The organism is Pseudomonas sp. TH21 (genome assembly GCF_016651025.1).
In the GTDB taxonomy this organism is placed as follows: Bacteria; Pseudomonadota; Gammaproteobacteria; order Pseudomonadales; family Pseudomonadaceae; genus Aquipseudomonas; species Aquipseudomonas aylmerensis.
In genome coordinates, this window is the sequence record NZ_JAEKEQ010000001.1 from 6,501,320 (window position 1) to 6,522,376 (window position 21,057).

Below are 21,057 nucleotides of genomic sequence, written 5' to 3' on the forward strand. Positions count from 1 at the left end.
CGGGTTAACCGATGCTATTCAACCAAGCCACACGCCTGGCCAAGATCACCAGCCCCCTCGGGCCGGATGTGCTGCTGCTCAATGAAATGGGCGGCGGTGAAGAGTTAGGCCGGTTGTTCAACTACGAGCTGCAACTGACCTCGCTGGACGCCAACATCGACCTCAACCAGTTGCTGGGCAAGCCGATGAGCGTCGGCCTGCAGTTGGCGGACGGTGGCGAGCGACACTTTCACGGCATCGTCGCGCGCTGCAGCCAGAATATCGACCAGGGCCAGTTCGCCAGCTACCAGGTGACGTTGCGCCCATGGCTGTGGCTGCTGAGCCGCACTTCGGACTGCCGGATTTTCCAGAACCTGAGCATCCCGCAGATCATCAAGCAGGTGTTTCGCGACCTGGGTTTTTCCGACTTCGAAGACGCCCTGAGCCGGCCGTACCGCGAGTGGGAATACTGCGTGCAGTACCGCGAGACCAGTTTCGATTTCGTCAGCCGCCTGATGGAACAGGAAGGCATCTACTATTTCTTCCGCCACGAACAGGATCGCCACGTACTGGTGCTGGCCGACGCCTACGGCGCCCACGCCACAGTGCCCGGCTACGCGTCGATCCCGTACTACCCCAAGGACGAGCAGCAGCGCGAACGCGACCATATGCACAACTGGCACTTGGCGCAGGAAGTACAACCGGGCTCGCTGGAGCTCAACGACTACGACTTCCAGCGCCCCAGCGCCAGCATCGACGTGCGCTCGGCAATGCCGCGCCCGCACACCGCCGGCGACTACCCGTTGTATGACTATCCCGGCACCTACGTGCAAAGCGCAGACGGCGAACACTACGCCCGCACCCGGATCGAAGCCCTGCAAACCCTGCATGAACAGATCGAGTTCAGCGGCAATGCCCGTGGCCTGGGTTCGGGTCACCTGTTCAGCCTTACCGGCTTCAGCCGCCAGGACCAGAACCGCGAATACCTGATCGTCGGCTGCCGTTACTACATCGTCCAGGAAAGCCTGGAAAGCGGCGGCGGCTCGGGGTCTGCACAGTTCGAAAGCAGCCTGACCTGCATCGACGCGCAACAAAGCTTCCGGCCACTGGCCAACACCCACCGCCCAATCGTCAAGGGCCCGCAAACCGCGCTGGTGGTCGGCCCCAAAGGCGAAGAAATCTGGACCGACCAGTACGGCCGCGTAAAGGTGCATTTCTACTGGGACCGCCATGACCAATCCAACGAAAACAGCTCGTGCTGGATTCGCGTGTCGCAATCCTGGGCCGGCAAGAATTGGGGCTCGATGCAGATCCCAAGGATCGGCCAGGAAGTGATTGTGAGCTTTCTGGAAGGTGACCCGGACCGGCCGATCATTACCGGACGCGTCTACAACGCCGAGCAGACGGTGCCCTACGACCTGCCGGAAAACGCGACCCAGAGCGGCATGAAAAGCCGCTCGAGCAAGGGCGGCACGCCGGCCAACTTCAATGAAATCCGTATGGAGGACAAGAAGGGCCTGGAGCAGCTGTACATCCATGCCGAGCGTAACCAGGACATCGTGGTGGAGGTGGATGAAAGCCACTCGGTGGGGCATGACCGTAACAAAAGTATTGGCCACAACGAGACGGTGACGATTGGCAATAACCGCCTGCGCATCGTCAAGCAGCAAGACATCCTCTCGGTAGGCCAGAGAAAGACCGACAGCATCAGCCAGAGCTACGTGATTGAAGTGGGCGAAAACCTGCGCCTGGTCTGCGGTGAAAGCATCCTGGAGCTGAACGCGAGCGGGCAGATCAACCTGACCGGCGTGCAAATCAGCTTCTACGCCAGCGGTGATGCCGAATTCAACACCGGCGGCGTGCTGCACCTGAACAACGGCGGCGGCCCCGGCGCCACACCCGATGGCCAAGGCCAGAAAAGCGCCATCGACGCCAACATCAAAGCCGCGTTCCCCGCGCCTAAAAGCTCCTGACGAGACCCGTTTTCATGACGTATCGAATTAACGAATTCCAGTTTCAGCTGCCCGCCACCGAGCTGCAGGACGCGACCATCAATATCCTCAAGTTTCCGGAGTTGGGGACATCCCTGATCGTCAGCCGCAGCCTGCTCGCCGAGGGTGAAACCCTGCACAGCAACTTCAATGACCAACTCCAGCGCCTGGAAAAACAGGTGCAGGATCTGCGCTACCAACCGGGGGTCGATGTGCGTCTGGGCGCCGCCCAAGAGGTGCAAGGCATCGAGCTGCGCAGCCAGTTCAACAAGGGCAATGACAAGGTTTTCCAGTATCAGCTGGCATTGGTGATACCGGGCACGCGCAAGATGCTCGCCTTGAGTTATGTGAAGGCAGACACGCTTGGGGATGCCGAGGCGGCGCACTGGGCATTGATCAAAAACTCGCTGTCGTTCGACGCTGTTTCCTGATGAGTTGCCTGCATGTCTGACGCGTTATGGGCGGCCCGGATGGGCGATGCACTGACCCACACCTCGATGATGGCGGATATCCTCGGTGGGGTGCTGGAAGTAGCGGCCAACGTGGCGATCACGGCACTGGCGACTGCGGCGGTGGCGGCGGCGATTGGCGTCACCGTCGCCACCGCAGGTATCGGTGGCTGCATCCTCGGCGCAGTGGTGGGCATCGTGGTCGGTATGGCCATGAGCAAGACAGGGGCCGACAAGGGCCTCAGTAAGATGTGCGAGAGTTTCGCCAACGCGCTGTTCCCGCCCGTGGTGGAAGCCACGATTGCGGTGGGTTCGACCGACACTTTCGTCAACAGCATTCCGGCTGCGCGTGCTGCAGGGTCGATCCCCTCGCACGTGGCTCCCGCAGGCACGGAGCTTGAGCAGGCACCGCCTGAGCCCGACCCCGAGCCACAACCCGAGCCTGGCTTCCTGGACATGGCCGAGGGTTTCTTCTCCCAGCTATGGCGGCCCACCGTCGCCACGCCTGCACCGGGCGTGGTACCGGCGCTTACCGACATGGTCCTGTGTGCCCGCCATCCACCGATGCCGCCACAGCTCCTGGCCGAGGGTTCGGACAAGGTCACCATCAATGGGCAACCCGCCGTGCGCAGCGGTGATCGCAGCATGTGCGAGGCGACAGTGGTGTCGTCGGGGCTGATCTCGCCGAATGTCACGATTGGCGGCGGCACGGTGGTGGTGCAGGAGATCCGCAGCGGGAAAACCCCAGGAGTGGGGTTGGCAATTGAAGCATTGATGATGCTTAAAGGAGCCAAGGGCAAGACGCTGAGTAATTTGCCGTGCATGTTGCTCGGCGGGGTGGGTTCATACGCGGTGAGCCAGGCCATCGGGGCGATGACTAACGCGGCTATGGGCTCGATGAACCCAGTACACGCGGCTACAGGCGCCAAGGTCCTGGGAGGCGAGGCAGAGTTGGATTTTGTGCTGCCGGGCGTACTGCCGATTGACTGGCAGAGGTTCTATAACAGTCGTGACGAGCGCCGCAGTGGGATGTTTGGCGCCGGCTGGAGCGTGTCTTACGAAGTCAGCGTCGAGGTCCTGCCGCACCCCGCCGGGGGTGAAGAACTGACTTATACCGATGAACAAGGCCGACAAATACAGCTCGGTTCGGTTGCTTTGGGCAGTGCGATGTTCAGTCCGGGCGAGGGCTTGAGCATTCGCCGGCACCGCAACGGCCAATTGCTGATTGAAAGTGATGACGGACTTTATCGCCTGTTTGACCCAACGCCAGGCACCAGCTCATTACTGCGGCTGAGTCAGTTGGGCGATCGCAATAACAACCGCATTTATCTCGACTATGACGATCTCGGGCGATTGGTACGTCTACGCGACACTTTCGACCTGGTACAGGTGGAGCTGATCCGCGAGCAAGGTCGTGTGAGCCGGATTGAACGCGTGTACAGCGACCTGCCGCGAGAAGTATTGGTCAGTTATGAATACGACTTGGCAGGCGACCTGGCAATCGTGCGCGATGCGACCGGCCAGATTCAAAGACGCTTTGCTTACGACACCGGGCGGCGAATGGCAGAGCACCAACTGCCCACCGGCTTGCGCTGCTTCTACGAGTGGGCATTGATCGCCCAGGCTGAATGGCGCGTTGTCCGGCATTGGACGGATGAGGGCGACGAGTACCAATTCGAATACGACCTGGCCGCAGGCACAACGCGTATTACCGACAACGCGCAACGGGTCAGCACGCGAGTCTGGAACACTCAGCACCAAGTCATTGCCTATACCGACAACCTCGGCAATACCTGGCTATTTGAGTGGAATGACGAACGCCAGTTGCTCAGCGCCACAGACCCCCAGGGGGGGCGCTATGAATATCACTACGACGAATCAGGCAACCTGATTGGAGAAATCGATCCCCTGGGTCGCAAAGAGGCTTCGTCGTGGCTGGCGCATTGGTCGCTGCCGCTGGCTCGAACCGATGCCGCAGGAAACAGCTGGCAGTTTCGCTATGACCCGCGCGGTAACTGCATCAGTGAGACCGATCCCCTTGGCTATGCCACCCGTTATCGTTATGACAGTCGTGGACAAGTCGTCGAAATCATCGACGCCACTGGCAAGCAGAAAAAACTATCCTGGAACAGGCTCGGCCAGTTGATCGAGCACATCGACTGTTCAGGCTACCCGACTCGATTCAGTTACGACCATCGTGGTTATTTGCAAGCCATCATCGATGCACTTGGCGAGCGTACCCAGTTCAGCTATGACGCAAAAGGGCGCCTGCTCAGTACCCAGCTGCCAGACGGCCGAACTGAACACTATTTGCGCAGTATCAGTGGCCAGTTGGTGGGTTATACCGATCCCGCCGGGCACACAACTCACTACCAGCACAACCGCCGGGGCCAGGTTAACCTGCGTACGGATGCCCATGGTCGCCAGGTACAGTTTGGGTATGATCGATTTGGCCGCCTGCAAGCGCTGACCAACCAGAACGGTGAAACATACCGATTCACCTGGGACGCCAGCGACCGGCTGATTGAACAGCAAGACCTGGACGGCAGCGCCAAGCGTTACAGCTACGACCCGCTCGACAGTGTCTGCGTGGTCACCGCCGTACCGGCGCCGCACGGCAACGGCATGGCAGTTGTCCCCTCAACGCCCCTCGACCCGATTGTTCATTATCTTGAGCGGGACGCGATGGGCCGCTTGATCGCCAAGGTGACGGCCGATGGGCGCACCGACTATTCCTATGACCCGCTGGATCGCCTCGTTGCCGTGAGCACTGTCGATGCGCAGGGAAACGCACAGCGCCTGGCTTTCAACTACGACGCGCTGGGTCAATTGCTTGAAGAGCACAGTGTTGCTGGAAGCCTGCAGCATCACTATGACGAGTTGGGCAACCTTATCCAAACGCGCTTACCCGACGGGCGTTGGCTCAACCGTCTGTATTACGGCAGCGGTCACCTTCACCAAATCAACCTCGATGGACGCGTTATCAGCGACTTCGAGCGCGATCGCTTGCATCGAGAAGTGTTGCGTACGCAAGGTCAGCTCAGCACCCGCAGCGAATACGACCGCAATGGTCGCTTGCGAGCTCGTCAATGCAGAAATGAAGGTGTTTCGACGTTACTGGCGCCGACGATGCAAATAGCGTTTGACTACGACCCTGCCGACAATCTGATTGGCAAGCTTGAACAGCTGCCCACTCACCAGCATCGTCAATTACTTCACTACGATGCGACAGCACGCATCATTGCCAACCAAGACAATCTGCAGGGGCAAACCGAAACATTCGCCTACGATGCGGCCGCCAACTTGCTTGATCCGCCGCAGGCGGCGAGCGGGCTGGTGGTACACAACAAACTGCTGACCTATCAGGACAAGCGTTATCGTTACGACGCTTTCGGCCGCCTCGCTGAAAAGCGCAGTGCGAAATGGGGCACTCAGCTTTTTACCTACGACGCTGACCACAGACTGATCGAAGTACGCCATCAAAAGGCTGAGCGAACGACTGTTATAAAAATGACGTATGACCCTTTGGGTCGTCGTATCGCTAAAAGCGAACATGACAGCAACGGCTTCCCGGTGGGGCAAACGCACTTCGTTTGGGACGGGTTGCGCTTATTGCTGGAACGCAAAAATAACCAGAGCAGCCTGTACCTCTACGAAGGTAACGGCTACGAACCCCTGGCACGTGTCGATGGCACTGGCGAACATCAGCGTGTGCGTTACTACCACAATGATTTGAACGGTTTGCCTGAACAGTTGACGGAGGCGGACGGGCATACGCTGTGGCAATCGCGTTACCAGGTATGGGGCAACAGCGTCAGGGAAGTTCGCGAACCCTATTATATCGAGGAGCAGAACCTGCGTTTCCAGGGACAATACCTGGATCGGGAGACGGGCCTGCACTACAACACCTTCCGCTTTTATGATCCGGACGTAGGGCGGTTTACGACGCCCGATCCTATTGGGCTGGCAGGTGGGATTAACCTCTATGAATACGCGCCGAACCCTATCGTCTGGACTGACCCCCTTGGATACAAGGGTTGCAACGTCAAGGCAGGAGACGGCAAGACACACGATATCGTTCTTGAACTGACCAGAAAGCAGTACAAGCAAACGTTCGGTCACATCGCTGATGTCATCAAGGCGCGAGGAAAAAATATATTCACTATCGATCGCCTGGGCGCGGCGGATAACCGCAAAGCCTCTCTGGCCGGTCACCCGTCCGTCAAGGCACTGGATCGGGATGAATTCCCGATGGCGATGTTCAAAGAAGGTGGCAAAGGGGCTAGCGTCAGGTACATCGACCCTAGCGACAACCGAGGCGCAGGCTCCTCGATCGCGCATGCCCTGAGCGGCTATGACGACGGGACCCGAGTAAAAATAGTCGTGAAGTAACCGATTGGAGATTTCCATGCAGATCACAGAAGCACTTGATTCACTCTCTGCTGCCAGCGGCCCATTGGCAGACCGCGTGTCGAAAGTGGCAGCCAAATACAATAAAACCCAGAAGTCACGTATCGAATCGCTGACCCGTCTGGCTTACCTGTTGTACGTCATCAATGAAAAAGACCTGGCCGAGCAGCTCACTGCACCGCTGAGCAAAATCCCTTTTGAAAATAACTATGACTATTGGGTCTGGATCGAGGCGTCACTGGTACTCAACGGCACCCTGGCGAGGGCGCGCGGTGATGAGCCCGTGTACGCTGATGCGCTTGCTCGTGTATTGGCGGCGCTGAACACCGGAAACGAGCTGCAAGTCACGGTGAAGCGCAACACCCATGAACGCTTTGTAAGAGGCGAGACCTTGAGCCTGGACAAAATCCAGGACGCGGAGAACGAGGGCGACTTTGTGACAGAGGGCAATCAACGTGTCACTTACCTGATGAGCCTGTTAAAAATTCAGTTCTTTGATAAACCCGAACATTACCCGCGCGAAAAGATAAAAGCCGATATCGAAGAAAACGTCGCCAGAATCAATGAAATCATTGGCAAGATCGGATTAGAAAAGCTCACGCCATTCAAATGAAGACTCATCAGAAAGCTCCAGATAAAAAGCTGTCTATGACAAGGCGGACGGGGCAGATTGCATTACCGTCTTGTTTAATCCAATAAAAAATGGGCACCCGACCCAGTCGGCGTGCCCATCTTTTTTACCGCCCCGCCTCCCTACGAGACGGTATCGCTATTACGGGTTGACGCTGTCTTTGAGCGACTTGCCCGGCTTGAACGCAACGGTGTTGCTCGCCTTGATCTTCACCGGCTCACCGGTTTGCGGGTTCTTGCCGGTGCGGGCGCCGCGGTGGCGTTGCAGGAAGGTGCCGAAGCCAACCAGGGTGACGCTGTCCTTGCGATGCAGCGCGCCGGTGATTTCTTCGAGTACGGCGTTGAGTACGCGGTTGGCCTGTTCTTTGGTCAGGTCTGCTTTTTCTGCAATAGCGGCTGCGAGTTCTGGTTTACGCATAAGTGAAGCCTCTTTGACGGTTTTTTGTTGTTATGTCCGTGCTGCTCTCTTCTGGAGCAGCGCCCAAGGCGCCGCAGGCTCTACTCTGCGGCAGACGGGAGTGAGGATGGCATGCCCTCGCACGCTCCGCCAGTCTCGCGGCGACCTTTCTGGGCACAAAAACGTGCTTATTCCGACAGAACGACCGGTATTTACGCCAGCAAAGGCGGAAGTTCTTTGTTGAGGGCCAGTTTGTCCATCACGGCGCTGCCGGTCAGGGCATAACCCAGCAGGCGGCCACTGGCGTCGCGGCACAAGGCCTTGATGTCGGCCCCCTGCCCTTCAACGCTCCACACGCCTTCGGTGCCGCGTGGCGGTGGCGACACCACCAGCGGGCAGACCGGCGTCTTGACGGTGACCGGCATCGGGCCGTAGCTGACCGCCGTGGCGTTGCCGGCCAAGGTCTGGGCCAGGGCACGGGCGCAGCTCATCAGTGGCATCACGTAGAGCAGGTTGAGACCGTCGACTTCGGCGCAGTCGCCCAAGGCGTAGATATTGGCGTGGGAGGTCTTGAGGTGGCGGTCGACCATGATCCCGCGATTGATCTGCAAGCCGGCAGCCGCCGCCAGGTCGACGCGCGGACGCAGGCCGATGGCCGAGACCACCAGGTCGCAGTGGATCACTTCACCGTCGGACAGGTGCGCTTCCAGGCCGTCCGCGCTGCGCTGCAGGCGATTGAGCACCGGCCCGAGGTGGAAGCGTGCGCCCTGGCTCTCGAGCCCGGCCTGCACGGCCGCGGCAGCCGCCGGGTGCAGCAGGGTCGGCATGACTTGCTCGCACGGCGCCACCAGGTCGATTTCATAGCCGCCAAGGATCAGGTCGTTGGCGAATTCGCAGCCGATCAACCCGGCGCCAAGCAGCAGCACGCGGCGCTTGCCGGCAGCGGCAGCCCGAAAGCGCGCGTAGTCCTCGAGGTCGTTGATCGGGAACACCAGCTCGCCCGCATCGCCTTCGACCGGCACGCGCACGGTTTCGGCGCCCCAGGCCAGGATCAGGTCGCGATAGGCCACGGCTTCCTCGCCGATCCACAGGCGCTTGTGGCCGGGGTCGATGCCGCTGACGCGGGTGTGAGTGCGCACCTCGGCCTTGAGTTGCTCGGCCATGGCACCCGGTTCGGCCATGCTCAGGCCATCGGCTTCCTTGTTCTTGCCAAAGCCGGTGGAGAGCATGGGCTTGGAGTAGGAGCGGCCGTCATCCGCAGTGATCAGCAGCAACGGGGTCTCGCTGTCGAGCTTGCGAAACTCCCGGGCCACGTTGTAACCGGCCAATCCTGTGCCGATGATCACGACAGGTGCGTTCATTCCTTTCTCCTTGTAGTACGTTTCTTAAATGTTCAGATCAGCCGATTTCGATCATTTCGAAATCCATCTTGCCCACGCCGCAGTCCGGGCACAGCCAATCTTCCGGGACGTCTTCCCAACGGGTGCCAGGCAGAATTCCGTCATCCGGCCAGCCGTCTTTCTCGTCATAGATCAGGCCGCAGACTACACATTGCCACTTCTTCATTACTTGCTTCCTCAGGGTCCAGGCATCTTGGCCGACGGTCGATAGACCAACGTTGCCGTGCGGCTCAGGGCGTTTTGTACTGATCGGGGCCGGCAGATGCAAGCATGATCGACGCAAACGGCGGGTTCCGCCCGGCAAAAGCTCAGGATGCCATGGTAAGCTCGCCGCCTCTTTTGCTGCCAATACTGACTCACTGTGCCGCACTCAACCGCCCTTCCCGATGCTTGCCAATGGCTGACCCAGAGCCTTCTGGTCCCAGCGCCTGCACCCTTGACCCTCGATTGGCTGTTCGACGAAGGCTCACTCACGCGCAGGCTGACGTGGCTGTCCGACGACGGCTTCAGCGTGACACCGCTGTTCGAAGGCTGGCAGCCGCTGCGCGACGATGAATGTGCCGCATTGGGCCTGGCCCCGGCCACGATCGGCTGGGTACGCGAAGTGTATTTGCGCGGACACGGCCAGCCGTGGGTGTTCGCCCGCAGCGTCGCGGCCCGCAGCGCACTGCAGGGCGACGGGCTGCACATGGACGAACTCGGCAGCCGTTCGCTCGGCGAACTGTTGTTCTGCGACCATGCGTTCACCCGCCAGGCCATTGAAGTATGCCGCTACCCTCGCCCATGGCTGCCCACCGCGGACCAGGTCGACGGGCTGTGGGCACGTCGCTCGCGCTTTGATCGCGGGCCGCTGAGCGTGTTGGTGGCGGAAATCTTCCTGCCGAGCTTCTGGCAGGCGCTGCATGATCATCCGGAGAACTGCTGATGTACCAACATCTGCTCAAGTCCCTGAACCGCCTGAACCCCAGGGCCTGGGATTTCATTCAGTTGACGCGCATGGACAAGCCCATCGGCATCTACCTGCTGTTGTGGCCGACGCTGTGGGCGCTGTGGATCGCCGGCAAGGGCTCGCCGTCCTTGGGCAATATCGTGATTTTCGTGTTGGGCGTGGTGCTGACCCGGGCCGGCGGCTGCGTGATCAATGACTGGGCCGACCGCAAGGTCGACGGCCATGTGAAGCGCACCGAGCAACGCCCGCTGGTCAGCGGCAAGATCAGCTCGAAAGAGGCGCTGGTGTTTTTCGCGGTGCTGATGGGCATCAGCTTCCTGCTGGTACTGCTGACCAACGCCACCACCATCCTGCTGTCCCTGGGCGGCCTGGCCTTGGCGGCGAGCTACCCGTTCATGAAGCGCTACACCTATTACCCGCAGGTGGTGCTGGGCGCGGCGTTTTCGTGGGGCATGCCGATGGCGTTCACCGCCGAGACCGGCCACCTGCCGGCCACGGCGTGGCTGCTGTATATCGCCAACCTGCTGTGGACGGTGGGTTACGACACCTATTACGCAATGACGGACCGTGACGACGACTTGAAGATCGGCGTGAAATCCACCGCCATTCTATTTGGCGATGCGGACCGCGTGATCATCCTGACCCTGCAGGGCCTGGCACTGGTGTGCCTGTTGCTCGCCGGCGCAAGGTTTGAGCTGGGTGGCTGGTTCCACTTGGGATTGTTGGCGGCAGCGGGCTGTTTTGCCTGGGAGTTCTGGTACACCCGCGACAGGGACCGCCTCAAATGCTTCAAGGCGTTCTTGCACAACCACTGGGCCGGGTTGGCGATATTTGTCGGGATTGTGGCGGATTACGCATTGCGGTGAGCCGGGCTGTCAGGGCGATGGGGCTTGATGTGGCGAGCGGGCTTGCCCCGCGTTGGGGCGCGAAGCACCCCCAAAACCTGGCGACGCGTTATTTCTGAAATACCGCAGTAGTTTCTACTGGGGCCGCTTCGCGCCCCAACGCGGGGCAAGCCCGCTCACCACAACAGGCCCGCCCGCGACAGGATTACCTTACGGCTTGATGATGTGCCATGCACCGCCCTTGCCATCACCGGTCTTGTCACCGGCCTTTTTGTCATCCTTGTAGGTGTACACCGGCTTGCCTTTGTAGGCCCATTGGCTGGTCTGGTCGTCACGGGTGATGACCGTCCAATCACCAGTCGACTTGTCGGTGGAATCCGCCTTCAGCGGCGGCCAGTTGGTCGCGCATTGATCCTTGCACACGGATTTGCCGTCGGCATCCTTGTCGAAGGTGTAGAGGGTCAAGCCCTTGTGGTCGACAAGCATCCCGTCTTTAGTCATCGCCGGCTCCGCCGCGAATGCCAGGGTCGGCAGCGTCAACGCCGCCGTGACCAGCAGGGCTTTCCAGGAAATTGTGCTGTAAGTCATCGGAACCTTCCTTTTCTGGTTGTAAGGATTCGGACCCAAAGCGTAGTCCAGAGAGGCGCGAATTGCCCAAGCGACTAAATTACTGTCACACGACTGCAATAATTCCGTTATCTAATGCGGCGCAAGACAGTTAAATGACAAGAGGATTTTAGGCATGGTTGGCAGGAGCATTCTGATCGTTGACGACGAAGCGCCCATTCGCGAGATGATCGCCGTTGCGTTGGAAATGGCCGGCTATGACTGCCTGGAGGCGGAGAACTCCCAGCAGGCCCATGCCATTATCGTCGACCGCAAGCCGGACCTGATCCTGCTGGACTGGATGCTGCCCGGCACCTCCGGTATCGAACTGGCCCGCCGCCTCAAGCGCGATGAGCTGACCGGGGACATCCCGATCATCATGCTCACGGCCAAGGGCGAGGAAGACAACAAGATCCAGGGCCTGGAAGTCGGCGCCGACGACTACATCACCAAGCCGTTTTCCCCCCGCGAACTGGTCGCTCGCCTCAAAGCCGTACTGCGGCGCGCCGGTCCTACCGATGGCGAAGCGCCAATCGAAGTCGGCGGCCTGCTGCTGGACCCGATCAGCCACCGCGTGACCATCGACGGCAAGCCAGCCGAGATGGGTCCGACTGAATACCGCCTGCTGCAATTCTTCATGACCCACCAGGAGCGTGCCTACACCCGTGGCCAGTTGCTCGACCAGGTGTGGGGCGGCAACGTGTATGTCGAAGAGCGCACTGTGGACGTGCATATCCGCCGCCTGCGCAAAGCCTTGGGCGATGCCTACGAGAATCTGGTACAAACCGTGCGCGGCACCGGTTATCGGTTTTCCACCAAGGGTTGAAAGCAGCTGCAAGCTCTCAGCTACAAGCGGCAAGTAGAAGCTGATCTGCTCTGACTTGAAGCTTGCAGCTTGAAACTTTTCACTGTGCGAAGGACCGATTGTGAACCAAAACTGGCATGGCACCCTGATCCGTCACATGCTTTTGCTGATCACCGGCTGCCTGTTGGTGGGCCTGGTGAGTGGTTATTACGGCTGGAGCCTGGCAGTCGGCATTGCCTTGTACCTGGGCTGGACCCTCAAGCAATTGCTGCGCCTGCATGAATGGCTGCGCCAGCACAAACCCGACGAAGCGCCACCCGACGGCTACGGCTTGTGGGGCGAGGTGTTCGACAGCATCTACCACCTGCAACGCCGCGACCAACGGGTGCGCGGGCGCCTGCAAGCGGTGATCGACCGGGTGCAGGAGTCCACCGCCGCGCTCAAAGACGCGGTGATCATGCTCGACAGCGACGGCAACCTGGAATGGTGGAACCGCGCCGCCGAAACCCTGCTGGGCCTCAAGACGCCCCAGGACAGCGGCCAGCCGGTGACCAACCTGGTGCGTCACCCGCGCTTCAAGGAGTACTTCGAGCAGGAAAACTACGAAGAAGCCCTGGAAATCCCCTCGCCCACCAATGACCGCGTACGGATCCAGTTGTACCTGACGCGCTACGGCAACAACGAGCACTTGATGCTGGTGCGCGACGTGACGCGTATCCATCAGTTGGAACAGATGCGCAAAGACTTCGTCGCCAACGTCTCTCACGAACTGCGCACGCCCTTGACGGTGATCTGCGGGTACCTGGAGACGCTGCTGGACAACGTCGACGAGATCAACCCGCGCTGGAGCCGTGCCCTGCAGCAGATGCAGCAGCAGGGTTCACGCATGCAGACGCTGCTCAACGACCTGCTGTTGCTGGCCAAGCTCGAAGCCACCGACTACCCCTCGGATAACCATCCGGTGGCCGTGCAGAGCCTGTTGCAGACCATCAAGAATGACGCCCAGGCGCTCTCCGGCCAACGCGGGCAACAGATCACCCTGGAGGCCGACCCGGCCGTGCTGCTCAAGGGCAGCGAAGGCGAATTGCGCAGCGCGTTTTCCAACCTGGTGTTCAACGCCGTGAAGTACACCCAGGACAAGGGCAATATCCGCATCCGCTGGTGGGCCGACGAGCACGGCGCGCACTTGAGCGTGCAGGACTCCGGCATCGGCATCGACGCCAAGCACCTGCCGCGCCTGACCGAACGTTTCTACCGCGTCGACTCCAGCCGCAACTCCAACACCGGCGGCACCGGGCTTGGCCTGGCGATCGTCAAGCACGTGCTGCTGCGCCACCGCGCGCGCCTGGAAATCAGTAGCGTGCTGGGCCATGGCAGTACGTTCACCTGCCATTTTCCGCCGGCGCAGGTAACCCGTTCGCGGGGGGTTGGAACAGATGAGTAACTTGAAATCGACACCCCCCTAAATGTGGGAGCGGGCTTGCTCGCGAATGCGGTCGGTCAGCGACACATGGGTTGACTGACCCACTGCATTCGCGAGCAAGCCCGCCCCCACGTTGGATTTGTGTTGTTGTGGAGAGGGCATTCCAAGTCCTGCCGGGCAGTGGGCACTAGGCAAGCGCCCCGTCAGCCGCTACATTGGCCGACTTGCGCCTGTCTTTCAGGCCCACCTGCCACCCCTAATTGAACACACGGAACCTGCAAAACCCCATCATGGACCCTTCCCCTGGTATCACCCTCGCTACACTCTTCGCCGACTTCGGCATGATTCTTTTTGCACTGATCCTGGTACTGCTCAACGGTTTCTTCGTTGCGGCGGAGTTTGCCATGGTCAAACTGCGCGCCACCCGGGTCGAGGCCATCGCCCACAAGAACGGCTGGCGCGGGCAGATCCTGCGCACCGTGCACAGCCAGCTCGACGCCTACCTGTCGGCCTGCCAGCTGGGTATCACCCTCGCCTCCCTGGGCCTGGGCTGGGTCGGTGAGCCGGCCTTTGCACACATCCTCGAGCCGCTGCTGGGCGCCGTGGGCGTCGAGTCGCCGGAAGTGATCAAGGGCGTGTCGTTCTTTGCTGCGTTCTTCGTGATTTCCTACCTGCACATCGTGGTCGGTGAGCTGGCGCCCAAGTCCTGGGCGATTCGCAAGCCCGAGCTGCTGTCGCTGTGGACGGCAGTGCCGCTGTACCTGTTCTACTGGGCCATGTACCCGGCCATCTACTTGCTCAACGCCAGCGCCAACGCCATCCTGCGCATCGCCGGCCAAGGCGAGCCCGGCCCGCATCACGAACACCATTACAGCCGCGAAGAACTCAAGCTGATCCTGCACTCCAGCCGTGGCCAGGACCCGAGCGACCAAGGCATGCGCGTGCTGGCCTCGGCCGTGGAAATGGGCGAACTGGAAGTGGTCGACTGGGCCAACTCCCGGGAAGACCTCGTCACCCTGGACTTCAACGCGCCGTTGAAGGAAATCCTCGCGCTGTTCCGCCGCCACAAATTCAGCCGCTACCCGGTGTATGACGCGGTGCGCAACGAGTTCGTGGGCCTGCTGCACATCAAGGACCTGCTGCTCGAACTGGCAGCCTTGGACCACATTCCCGAATCGTTCAATCTGGCCGAGTTGACTCGTCCGCTGGAGCGTGTGTCGCGGCACATGCCGCTGTCGCAACTGCTGGAGCAGTTCCGCAAAGGCGGCGCGCACTTCGCCCTGGTCGAAGAAGCCGATGGCAAGATCATCGGCTACCTGACCATGGAGGACGTGCTTGAGGTGCTGGTCGGCGATATCCAGGACGAACACCGCAAGGCCGAGCGCGGCATCCTCGCCTACCAGCCCGGCAAACTGCTGGTGCGTGGCGACACGCCGTTGTTCAAGGTCGAGCGCCTGCTGGGTGTCGACCTCGACCACATCGAAGCCGAAACCCTCGCCGGGCTGATCTACGACACCCTCAAGCGGGTGCCGGAAGAGGAAGAAGTGCTGGAGGTTGAAGGCCTGCGGATCATCATCAAGAAGATGAAAGGGCCGAAGATCGTCTTGGCCAAAGTCCTGCTGCTGGACTGAGCCCCCCCAAACCCCTGTAGGAGCCCGGCTCCTACAGTCCCGCTGCGAAGTTGGGCAATGTACCGACGGGCTGGTTGAACTCATACGGGATCGACACCAGCCCGGCCTCGGTGCCCTGCTGCACCACGAAGTGCAGATGCGGGCCGCTGCTGTTGCCGGTATTGCCCGACAGCGCCAGCAGGCTTCCCACCGCGACACGCTGCCCCACCCGCACGCTGACCGACCCTTGCTTGAGGTGCAGGTACACGCCCTGGGTGCCGTCATCGTGCTGCACGCGCACGAAATTGCCGGACGCATCGTTACCGCGCCCGATCTGGCTGTTCTCGGTCTTCACTACCGTACCGCTGCGCGCCGCAATGATTGGCGTGCCTTCGGGCATGGCGATGTCCATGGCGTAGCGGCTCTTGGCGTCGGTGTGGCTGAAGCTGCCGTTGGGGCCTTGGGTCAGGCGGAACGGACCGCCACGCCAGGGCAAGGGGTAGCGGTAGGCTGGTCGTGGGTTAACTGCGCGTGGCCTTTGCAACAGTGGCCGTCGCACAGGCTCGACCCTGCGTTCCTGGATCACGAACGCCTGGGACCCCGGTGTATGTCGATCGCTGAAAAACACCGCGCCATTGGCATCGGTGGATTGATAGAGGGTCATGGCCAGGGTCGAGGTGGCGACCGTGGCCAGCATGCAGAACAGCAATAGGCGAAGGAGCATGACGCGAACCTGCCAGGATGACTGAACGGCAGGCTAACAAGGCTTGATGACAGCTTTAGGCGGCAGTCCGTTGAAACCGATACCCACGTTTATCCGGGCCGCCGCCGACAAATTGACCCGCGCATCCAGAGACAGTTTGTCGATCTTGCCAGTGAGGACGTGGTTAAGACGGGGCTGGCTGATCCGAAGTCTTAGTACAGCCTGCAAGAGATCCAACTGAAAACCGGCTGCCCGTCGGGCATCGAGCGCGAATCAGACAACCGGTCGACTCCCGTATTCAGGGGGTCACGCACCCGGCACGAAGTGCTTCTGCGCGGTGCCGCGGGCGATCAGGCGGGAGATGTAATCGAGCTTCTGCGCGTCCTGGTCGATAAACCGGAAGGTCAGTTGCAGCCAGTCGCTATCAGGCTTGGGTTCGAAGGCGACGACGGCGTGCAGGTAGCCATTGAGGCGGGCGATTTCAGCGTTGTCGCCTTGCTCAAGGTCGAGCACGGCACTTTCCAACACCTGCGGCAGCACTTCACCGCGACGCACCACCAGCAGCGCTTCCTTGATGCTCAGCGCCTTGATTACACATTGCTGGTTGCCACTGGACAGGCGCAATTGGCCCTGGCCACGACCACCCGCCGGCGAGGCGGCAGGCGCTTGCACCGGTGGGCTGTTGAGCAGGCCTTTGCTGGGCGCCGGGGCAGCCGCTGCAACCGGGGCCGCGCGCACGGCTTCGGGCTTGCCGCCGGTCAGGGCGCTGAGGGAGTCGTTGCCAAAGGCCGAGTTCATCTTGGTCGGCGCACTGGCGATCAGTGCGTCGAGACGCCCGATCTTGTGCAGGGCCTGCTTGACCTTGTTCAGCAACTGCTCGTTGGTGAACGGTTTGCTGACATAGCCGGAAACCCCGGCCTGGATGGCCTGGACCACGTTTTCCTTGTCTCCGCGGCTGGTCACCATCACGAACGGCATGGCCTTGAGGTGCGCTTGCTCACGGCACCAGGTCAGTAGCTCAAGCCCGGACATCTCGGGCATTTCCCAGTCGCACAGCACCAGGTCGAAGGTCTCGCGCATCAGGATGGCCTGGGCCTTTTTGCCGTTCACCGCATCTTCGATCTTGATCCCGGGGAAGTAGTTGCGCAGGCACTTCTTCACCAGGTCGCGAATAAACGAGGCGTCATCCACCACCAATACACTGACTTTACTCATCGACCCTATTTCCTATAAAAACCGCGGCACGCAGAACGCCTGACTGATGGCATTTTGCCAAAACTCTGTAGTCACGGCGGGACTTTCTTTGACCCGACGCGCAAAAAATCCAGCTGCCACAAACAAAAACGCCCGGCCAAGGGCCGGGCGTTAATTTCTCGGGCAACCTTACTTATCGTCAGTTTCGCCCGGAACATTAGGGATTAGATCGGCTGACCCTTCAACTTCAGCCTTCATGCGCTTGAGGCCCATGTGCCGCACGTCGGTCCCGCGAACCAGGTAAATCACCAGCTCAGAGATATTGCGCGCGTGGTCGCCGATGCGCTCCAGCGAACGCAGGACCCAGATGATGCTCAAGACCCGCGAGATAGAGCGTGGGTCTTCCATCATGTAGGTGGCCAGCTCGCGCAGCGCGGTCTTGTATTCGCGGTCGATGATCTTGTCGTACTGGGCCACCGACAACGCCAGCTCGGCGTCGAAGCGGGCGAATGCGTCGAGGGCATCGCGCACCATGTTGCGCACCTGGTCGCCAATGTGGCGCACTTCCACGTAGCCGCGTGGCGCTTCGCCTTCTTCGCACAGCTGGATAGCGCGACGGGCGATCTTGGTGGCTTCGTCGCCGATGCGCTCCAGGTCGATCACCGACTTGGAAATGCTGATGATCAAACGCAGGTCGGACGCCGCCGGCTGGCGACGGGCCAGAATGCGCAGGCATTCTTCGTCGATGTTGCGTTCCATCTGGTTGATCTGGTCGTCGATCTCGCGCACTTGCTGGGCCAGGCCCGAGTCAGCCTCGATCAGCGCGGTGACTGCGTCGTTGACTTGCTTCTCCACCAGCCCGCCCATCGCCAGGAGGTGGCTGCGCACTTCCTCAAGCTCGGCGTTGAACTGCGCGGAGATGTGGTGGGTAAGGCCTTCTTTGCTAATCATGCGTTTGCTCCGCAAAAGCTGTAAGCCGCAAGCTACAAGCTGCAAGCTGATGTGTGTCGTTCCATTGAGCTGCTTTTACTTGCCGCTTGAAACCTGCGGCTTGCAACTGCCGCTACTAGCCATAACGACCGGTAATGTAGTCTTCGGTCTGCTTTTTCGCCGGATTGGTGAACAGCGTATCGGTGTCGCCGAATTCCACCAGCTTGCCCATGTACATGAACGCGGTGTAGTCGGAAACGCGCGCCGCCTGTTGCATGTTGTGGGTCACGATGACGATGGTGAACTTGGACTTGAGCTCGTAGATCAGCTCTTCGACTTTCAGCGTCGAAATCGGGTCGAGTGCCGAGCACGGCTCGTCGAGCAACAGCACTTCCGGCTCCACCGCGATGGTACGGGCGATCACCAGGCGCTGCTGCTGACCACCGGACAAGCCGAGTGCCGAGTCGTGCAGGCGGTCCTTGACCTCGTCCCACAACGCCGCGCCCTTGAGGGCCCACTCAACCGCTTCGTCGAGGATGCGCTTCTTGTTGATGCCCTGGATGCGCAGGCCGTAGACCACGTTTTCGTAGATGGTCTTGGGGAACGGGTTGGGCTTCTGGAACACCATGCCCACCCGGCGACGCAGCTCGGCCACGTCTTCGCCCTTGCGGTAGATGTTAGTGCCGTAGAGGTTGATGGCGCCGTCCACGCGGCAACCGTCGACCAGGTCGTTCATGCGGTTGAAGGTGCGCAGCAACGTCGACTTGCCGCAGCCCGAGGGGCCGATGAAGGCCGTCACGCGCTGCTTGGGGATGTTCATGCTGACGTCGAACAGCGCCTGCTTTTCACCGTAGTACAGGCTCAGGCCCGGCACTTCAATGGCCACGGTTTCCTGGGCCAGGTTCAGGCCCTGCTTGTCGCGACCCAGGGCAGACATGTTGATGCCGTGGGAATGGGTGTCGTGTTGCATGGTCTCACTCCGTTCGTAGCTGCCAGCTTCTAGCTGCAAGCTGCAAGATTTGGGCAAAAGCGGCTCGTAGCTTGCCGCTTGTGGCTAATAGCTTTAGCTGTCCAACGCTTTGTATTTTTCGCGCAGGTGGTTGCGAATCCACACCGCCGACAAGTTGAGCGTGGCAATCACCAGCACCAGCAGCAAGGCGGTGGCGTACACCAGCGGCCGCGCGGCTTCGACGTTGGGGCTCTGGAAGCCGACGTCATAAATATGGAAGCCCAAGTGCATGATCTTCTGGTCCAGGTGCAGGTAGGGGTAGTTGCCATCCAGCGGCAGCGACGGCGCCAGTTTCACCACGCCCACCAGCATCAGCGGCGCCACTTCACCGGCGGCACGGGCCACGGCGAGGATCATGCCGGTCATCATCGCCGGGCTGGCCATCGGCAGTACGATCTTCCACAGCGTTTCCGCCTTGGTCGCGCCGAGAGCCAGGGACCCTTCGCGCACAGTGCGAGGAATCCGCGCCAGGCCCTCTTCGGTGGCCACGATCACCACCGGCACCGCCAGCAGCGCCAGGGTCAGCGAGGCCCACAGCAGGCCCGGCGTACCGAAGGTCGGGGCCGGCAGGGCTTCGGCGAAGAACAGACGGTCAACCGAGCCACCCAGTACATACACGAAGAAGCCCAGGCCGAACACGCCGTAGACGATGGCCGGTACGCCGGCCAGGTTGTTCACGGCGATCCGGATAACGCGGGTCAGGGTGTTCTGCTTGGCGTATTCACGCAGGTACACGGCTGCCAGCACGCCGAACGGGGTGACGATCATTGCCATGATCAGGGTCATCATCACGGTGCCGAAGATAGCCGGGAAAATCCCGCCCTCGGTGTTGGCTTCCCGTGGGTCATCGCTGAGGAATTCCCAGACCTTGCTGAAGTAGAAGCCGATCTTGGTCAGTGTACCCATGGCGTTCGGCTGGTAGGCGTGAACGACTTTGCCGATGCCGATTTCGACTTCCTTGCCGTTCGCATCACGCGCCGTCAGGGCATCGCGATTGAACTGGGCGTGCAGGTCGGCCAGGCGTGCTTCGATGTCCTGGTAACGGGCATTCAGCTCGGCGCGACCGGAGTCCATGTCGGCCTGGGCGGCGGCGTCGAGCTTGCCTTCCAGTTCCAGTTTGCGGCCATGCAGGCGGATGCGTTCAAGCCCGGCGTTGATCGCGCCGATGTCAGATTTTTCGAGTGTCTTGAGCTGGGCAGCGAGCTTGTTGACGCGGTCGACCCGCGCCTGCAGCTCCGGCCACGCGGCGTCGCCTTCGGCGATGACCTTGCCATCCTGCTTGACGTTGACCAGGGTGCCGTAGAAGTTGCCCCACTCACGACGCTCGATGGTCATCAAGTTCGCCGGCGTGGTCTGGTCCTTGAGCCACTCGCCGACAATCCAGGTGAAGTCATTGCCGTTCAGGTCGCGGTTGCCGACCTTGATCAGCTCGCGGGTCATGAATTCCGGACCCGCATCCGGCACCGGCAGGCCCGCGCTTTTCAGGCGCTCGCGCGGCACTTCTTCTTTCTGCACCACTTCGCCGATGACGATATGGTTGGCCTGGCCCGGCACGTCGTAGTTGGCCTGGATCAGGTCGGCCGGCCAGAAGTGGCCCAAGCCACGCACTGCAATCACGGCCAGCAAACCAATGGTCATGATGACCGCGATGGACACTGCGCCACCGCTGATCCAGACGCCGGGGGCGCCGCTCTTGAACCATCCATTCAGGGAGTTCTGTTTCACAG

At 60.7% G+C, this 21,057-nt stretch carries 18 protein-coding genes; 9 read left to right on the plus strand and 9 right to left on the minus strand.

The features are described 5' to 3' along the window. The first annotated feature begins 11 nt into the window (after positions 1–11). The 4 genes from JFU04_RS29010 to JFU04_RS29025 are packed head-to-tail and all read left to right on the plus strand — an operon-like array spanning position 12 to position 7,442. Entirely contained in the window at positions 12–1,952 is a 1,941-nt protein-coding gene (locus JFU04_RS29010) for a type VI secretion system Vgr family protein (RefSeq protein ID WP_065902539.1), read from the plus strand. 14 nt (positions 1,953–1,966) lie between these two features. Next, positions 1,967–2,401 carry a DcrB-related protein gene (locus tag JFU04_RS29015; RefSeq protein ID WP_120450540.1) on the plus strand — a complete coding sequence of 145 codons (435 nt, stop codon included), beginning with the start codon at positions 1,967–1,969 and terminating at the stop codon, positions 2,399–2,401. A gap of 12 nt (positions 2,402–2,413) precedes the next feature. Then, positions 2,414–6,811 carry an RHS repeat-associated core domain-containing protein gene (locus JFU04_RS29020; protein ID WP_242485938.1) on the plus strand — a complete coding sequence of 1,466 codons (4,398 nt, stop codon included), beginning with the start codon at positions 2,414–2,416 and terminating at the stop codon, positions 6,809–6,811. Between the two features lie 16 nt (positions 6,812–6,827). Continuing rightward, positions 6,828–7,442, plus strand: coding sequence for a DUF6707 family protein (locus JFU04_RS29025; RefSeq protein WP_120450545.1), 615 nt, complete (start codon positions 6,828–6,830; stop codon positions 7,440–7,442). 159 nt (positions 7,443–7,601) lie between these two features. Here JFU04_RS29025 and JFU04_RS29030 read toward each other — a convergent pair whose 3' ends face one another. The 3 genes from JFU04_RS29030 to JFU04_RS29040 all read right to left on the minus strand — a co-directional run bounded on the left by JFU04_RS29030 (position 7,602) and on the right by JFU04_RS29040 (position 9,422). Beyond that, positions 7,602–7,877, minus strand: a complete 276-nt coding sequence (locus tag JFU04_RS29030) for an HU family DNA-binding protein (RefSeq protein WP_003213368.1) — start codon at positions 7,875–7,877, stop codon at positions 7,602–7,604. A gap of 191 nt (positions 7,878–8,068) precedes the next feature. Next, positions 8,069–9,217, minus strand: a complete 1,149-nt coding sequence (locus JFU04_RS29035; RefSeq protein ID WP_201146167.1) for an NAD(P)/FAD-dependent oxidoreductase — start codon at positions 9,215–9,217, stop codon at positions 8,069–8,071. Between the two features lie 37 nt (positions 9,218–9,254). Then, complete coding sequence (locus tag JFU04_RS29040) at positions 9,255–9,422, minus strand: rubredoxin (RefSeq protein WP_015886569.1); 168 nt, start codon at positions 9,420–9,422, stop codon at positions 9,255–9,257. A 195-nt stretch (positions 9,423–9,617) separates the two neighbouring features. On the opposite strand from JFU04_RS29040, the gene JFU04_RS29045 reads away from it, so the two are divergent. Together JFU04_RS29045 and ubiA are read left to right on the plus strand one after the other, a co-directional pair. After that, positions 9,618–10,181: a chorismate--pyruvate lyase family protein gene (locus JFU04_RS29045; RefSeq protein WP_106802274.1), complete on the plus strand. Its 564-nt coding sequence runs from the start codon at positions 9,618–9,620 to the stop codon at positions 10,179–10,181. Then, a complete protein-coding gene (ubiA, locus tag JFU04_RS29050) occupies positions 10,181–11,071 on the plus strand; it encodes a 4-hydroxybenzoate octaprenyltransferase (RefSeq protein ID WP_201146168.1) in 891 nt (296 codons plus the stop codon). The genes JFU04_RS29045 and ubiA overlap by 1 nt, the downstream gene beginning before the upstream one ends. 189 nt (positions 11,072–11,260) lie before the next feature. Here ubiA and JFU04_RS29055 read toward each other — a convergent pair whose 3' ends face one another. Continuing rightward, positions 11,261–11,638 carry a COG4315 family predicted lipoprotein gene (locus JFU04_RS29055; RefSeq protein WP_065902547.1) on the minus strand — a complete coding sequence of 126 codons (378 nt, stop codon included), beginning with the start codon at positions 11,636–11,638 and terminating at the stop codon, positions 11,261–11,263. 154 nt (positions 11,639–11,792) lie between these two features. Here JFU04_RS29055 and phoB point away from each other — a divergent pair, with 154 nt between their 5' ends. The 3 genes from phoB (at position 11,793) to JFU04_RS29070 (ending at position 15,515) form a co-directional block, all read left to right on the plus strand. Next, positions 11,793–12,482, plus strand: coding sequence for a phosphate regulon transcriptional regulator PhoB (gene phoB, locus JFU04_RS29060; protein ID WP_003176964.1), 690 nt, complete (start codon positions 11,793–11,795; stop codon positions 12,480–12,482). A gap of 97 nt (positions 12,483–12,579) precedes the next feature. Further along, the gene (phoR, locus tag JFU04_RS29065; RefSeq protein ID WP_256595149.1) at positions 12,580–13,905 is read left to right on the plus strand and encodes a phosphate regulon sensor histidine kinase PhoR; all 1,326 of its coding nucleotides are present in this window, start codon (positions 12,580–12,582) and stop codon (positions 13,903–13,905) included. 269 nt (positions 13,906–14,174) lie between these two features. Further along, entirely contained in the window at positions 14,175–15,515 is a 1,341-nt protein-coding gene (locus tag JFU04_RS29070; RefSeq protein ID WP_010207573.1) for a hemolysin family protein, read from the plus strand. A 31-nt stretch (positions 15,516–15,546) separates the two neighbouring features. Here JFU04_RS29070 and JFU04_RS29075 read toward each other — a convergent pair whose 3' ends face one another. The 5 genes from JFU04_RS29075 to pstA form a co-directional block, all read right to left on the minus strand. After that, positions 15,547–16,218, minus strand: a complete 672-nt coding sequence (locus JFU04_RS29075) for a M23 family metallopeptidase (RefSeq protein ID WP_201146171.1) — start codon at positions 16,216–16,218, stop codon at positions 15,547–15,549. 285 nt (positions 16,219–16,503) lie between these two features. Next, on the minus strand, positions 16,504–17,412 hold the full coding sequence (locus JFU04_RS29080) for a response regulator (RefSeq protein WP_065902551.1): 909 nt from the start codon (positions 17,410–17,412) through the stop codon (positions 16,504–16,506). Between the two features lie 168 nt (positions 17,413–17,580). Continuing rightward, positions 17,581–18,342: a phosphate signaling complex protein PhoU gene (phoU, locus tag JFU04_RS29085; RefSeq protein WP_025856390.1), complete on the minus strand. Its 762-nt coding sequence runs from the start codon at positions 18,340–18,342 to the stop codon at positions 17,581–17,583. 115 nt (positions 18,343–18,457) lie between these two features. Beyond that, positions 18,458–19,291, minus strand: a complete 834-nt coding sequence (gene pstB, locus JFU04_RS29090; RefSeq protein ID WP_065902553.1) for a phosphate ABC transporter ATP-binding protein PstB — start codon at positions 19,289–19,291, stop codon at positions 18,458–18,460. Positions 19,292–19,384: 93 nt separating this feature from the next. Next, positions 19,385–21,055: a phosphate ABC transporter permease PstA gene (gene pstA, locus JFU04_RS29095; RefSeq protein WP_065902554.1), complete on the minus strand. Its 1,671-nt coding sequence runs from the start codon at positions 21,053–21,055 to the stop codon at positions 19,385–19,387. Positions 21,056–21,057: the final 2 nt, after the last annotated feature.